This is a genomic window from Micromonospora sp. ATA51, assembly GCF_016802855.1.
Taxonomy (GTDB): domain Bacteria; phylum Actinomycetota; class Actinomycetes; order Mycobacteriales; family Micromonosporaceae; genus Micromonospora; species Micromonospora sicca.
Genome location: NZ_JAEVHJ010000471.1, coordinates 1 through 3,727, shown reverse-complemented (window position 1 = coordinate 3,727; position 3,727 = coordinate 1). Strand labels below are relative to the sequence as shown.

The following is a 3,727-nucleotide window of genomic DNA, read 5'->3' as shown; positions in this document are numbered from 1 at the left end:
GACCACCACGCCGCGATGGTCCAATGGGCCATGATCATCGTCATGACCCGCCGCCTCGCCCGCCACCAAAACACCTGAAACCCTTATTTACCAGGCTCTCAGGCCGCATTTGGCCTGTCATCGGGTGCTGCCCTTGAATCGCGCGGCACAGCGAGCCTTCCCCGGCCTGCACCGTCAGTACGTTTGTCGTACGGCGGTCGGTGCGCCTTGTCGGCAGCAATCCAAGGGGTCTCTGTGCCGTCCGGTTCCTCCGCCGTCTCCGATTCCGCTCGATCCGTTACGCCGGGCCTGTGGCGCAACTCCGACTTCCGCAGCCTTTGGATAGGCCAGACGGCCTCACAGCTGGGCGAGCATGCGAGCCTGGTGATCCTGCCGTTGATCGCCGTCCTGACGCTCAACGTCGGCGCGGACCAACTGGGTGTCCTTCGCGCGTTGGGGCAGGCACCGCAGCTTCTGCTCACGCTGTTCGTCGGCGTCTGGGTGGACAGGTGGCGGACTCGCACCATCATGGCCTTGGCGGACCTCGGCCGGGCCCTGGCGCTGGGCGGAGCCGCCGTGGCCGTCCTCTTGGGTGGCCTCGGCCTGCCGGCACTGCTGGCCATCGCGTTCGCCATCGGGGTCCTGTCGGTGTTCTTCGACGTCGCCTACCAAGCCTCCCTCGTACGCTTGGTGCAGCGCGATGAGCTGCTGCAGGGCAACAGCGCGATCGAGGGAAGCAGGTCCGCGGCTCAGATCGGCGGTCCCGCCCTCGGCGGGACGATGATGTCCCTGCTGTCGGCGCCGATCGCCGCCGCGTTCAGCGCCCTGTTCTTCGTGGTGTCGTTTCTGGGCATCGCCGGTATCCGCCACCGCGAGTCGATTCCGGAGCACCCGGGCGGTCCGCGGCGGATCTGGCGGCAGATCCACGAGGGGCTCCGCTTCGTCTTCGGCGACACCTTGCTACGTACCGTGTGCCTCGCCTCGGCCACATTCCAATTGTCCTTCGCGGCCATGATGACCAACTATCTGCTCTTCCTGCCACGGGAACTGCACCTGTCCGGCACCGCCATCGGACTGGCGCTTGCCGCGACAGGGCCAGGCGCGCTCGCGGGCTCCCTGCTCGCCGCCCGACTCCCGAGCCGCCTCGGTTACGGCACGGTGCTCGTCTCGGCGGCCGTCATCGGTGACGGCGTGTTACTGTGCGTGCCCGCGCTGCACGGCACCTCCGTGGCCGCCCTTCCCGCACTAATCGCGATCAACCTCGCGTTCGGGGTCTTCGGCCAACTGGTAAACGTCACCATCATGGCCGTCCGGCAGGCCCTCACTCCGGACACGATGCAAGGCCGCGTCGCCGCGACGATCACCTTCGCGGGCATGGGCCTGACGCCACTCGGCTCGCTGCTCGGCGGCCTCCTCGCAGAACAGTGGGGGATACGCACTGCTCTGCTGGTCACGGCCGCCGGCATGATGCTGTCACCCGTGCTGATGGCTCTGTCCCCGCTCGCCCGCCTGAGTCGGACCCTCCCATCACCAAATGCGACACATGATCACGGGTACTGATCTGCCACGATCCGCCCGTTACGCAATGTCACGGCATGCCGGTCGACGAGTGCGCGGATCTGCCGAGATGAGTGCATGCGGCCGACGTGTGCTTGCGCGAGGACAACGGGGGCAGCCGTCCACCGATCGGTGTGGGACCATCACGCTGTGCCTGAGTTGATCGTACGGGACATGACGAGGAACGAGTTCGAAGAGTGGCGTGACCGTACCATCCGATCATTCGCGGATGATCAGGTAACAGCCGGTAACTGGCCCGCGGACGAGGCCATCGAGTTGGCCACCAAGGCAAACGACGTCCTGTTGCCGGATGGTTTTGCGACTGCCGGAATGCTGTTCTTGAGGGCCGCGCTTCCCGACGGCACATGTGTTGGCGTGTCGTGGCTGGGCTTGACGCACCCGCGCGGTGCGCCCGACTGCGCGTTCATTTACGACATCGAAATCAATGAGGCGTACCGCGGAGCCGGCTACGGACGCGCGCTCCTAGCTGCTGCCGAGGACGCCGTGCGCTCCCGTGGCCTGGGTCGCCTTGAGCTCAACGTCTTCGGCGACAACGCCCGCGCGATCCGGCTGTATGAGACTTCCGGCTACCGCGTCGTGACACAGCAGATGCGTAAATCACTCAATTGACCAAGAGCCAGATTGTTTGCGCCGCCGGTGCCCTGATCTAGCCGTGAGTAGTGCGGTCCGCGGTTGCTGCGGGCTTCAGAGCAGCGGATCGCGGAGGCTTGCCGAACCAGCAGGCGCACGACGTCCGAACCTCAAGAAGCGGGTGCCGCTGGTTCGGTTTGAAAGTGTTGCGGGACCGCGTCGGCGTTTGTTGTTCGGTTCACGCCTCCTTCTGGGTGATGATCTGCAAATCTGCTGAGCTGCCTCAGGTTCGACGATCGAACCCGGCATAGTTCGCCGCCAAACCTGAGGCACCGCTGGTCAGGGCCGCATCCGTGCCTCAGTTCTACTGGCGAGGGACAGCCGCGACGCTGTGCCGGCCAGGGATGCTCTGGCCGGCACAGCGCCACCGATTAGCCTTGGCGCGTCGTAAAAATCGCGGCGGCGCCGGCCGGCAGGCGGTAGGCGTAGGTCGTGTCTCCCCACGGCACGTCGAACGTGGCGACCGAGCGGCCCGAGTTATACACGACGAGAAGCTGTGTGCCGTCGGGCAGCACGGCCGTCTTGCGCTGAACGCCGCTGTCCGAGCCTGCCGCCACGCTCGCCGGACCGGCGGGCCCGAGCACGTTCAGCTCGTGGATCGACCACCAGTTGCCGGCATCGCCCTGGTTCACCACCCGGATGTAGCGGCCCGTGACCTGCGGTATGAGGATCTTGGCCACCGGGCTGCCCGGTCCGGTCGCGATCGGCTGGCCCCAGTTCGTGCCGTCGTTGGACACAAAGAGCTCGTACCCCCGCGGGGAGTCGCCGCTGCTTCCCGTCGTGTCCAGGACGACCTGGTTGAACGTCTGCTCCGAGCCGAGGTCGACCTGGAACCAGTCGCCGGGCCGCATGCCGCGGCCCGTGCTCCACCGCGTGGCTGGGTCGCCGTCGATCGCCTTATCAGGTGGCTCGGTGGCATTGCTCGCCGATGCCGACACCGTCCACGCGCCACGCGGCAACGGCACTGCGGTCGTCGGAGGGGTGAGCGACGCGCCGGCGGGGAGCGTGTAGCCGAGCCACTGGTTGCCGACCCGCACCTGAGCCTGGTGAGCCAGCATTCCAGCGTCGTAACTGATCAGCGCTCGCGTCCCGTTCGGGTTCTCGAGCGGAATGTCAACCGAGCCGATCGCGGCTGGGTCCACGGTGCCATGCTGGGTGCCGGCCCAGGTGAACGTGGCCGCCGCCCCGCCGGCAAGGCTGTAGGTGAACCACTTGTTGCCCCACTGCACGCGGAACGTCTTTTGGCTGTTCGCGGAGTTGAACGCGACCAGCGCCGTGGAGCCATCGGGGTTGACGAAGGCGACGTCTTGCACGTCACCGGCCCCAAGGGAGTTGGACGCCACCCGGCGGGCGCCCGGACGCACGAACTTGCTGGCGTGACCGAGGGCCCAGTAGTCGACGGTCTTGGTGTACGACCAGTGGCCGGCAGCGTCCTGCGCGACCGTCACGACGCCGCGGCAGGTCGGGCAGCCGCCGTTGGTCGGTCCGTTGTTCTGATCCAGGGCGATGTTCCAGCGGATGACACCCTTTGCCCAGTCAC

Annotated in this window: 3 protein-coding genes; 2 read left to right on the top strand and 1 reads right to left on the bottom strand. The window is 66.8% G+C overall.

All coding sequences use genetic code 11. The annotated features are described in order from the left end of the window. Positions 1-234: 234 nt before the first annotated feature. Positions 235-1,539 carry an MFS transporter gene (locus tag JNW87_RS36105; protein ID WP_238455249.1) on the top strand — a complete coding sequence of 435 codons (1,305 nt, stop codon included), beginning with the start codon at positions 235-237 and terminating at the stop codon, positions 1,537-1,539. Positions 1,540-1,686: 147 nt separating this feature from the next. Continuing rightward, the gene (locus JNW87_RS36100; protein ID WP_109805793.1) at positions 1,687-2,166 is read left to right on the top strand and encodes a GNAT family N-acetyltransferase; all 480 of its coding nucleotides are present in this window, start codon (positions 1,687-1,689) and stop codon (positions 2,164-2,166) included. Between the two features lie 392 nt (positions 2,167-2,558). Here JNW87_RS36100 and JNW87_RS36095 read toward each other — a convergent pair. Continuing rightward, positions 2,559-3,727 (bottom strand): discoidin domain-containing protein (locus JNW87_RS36095; protein ID WP_238455248.1); only part of this gene is annotated, 1,169 nt, incomplete at its 5' end.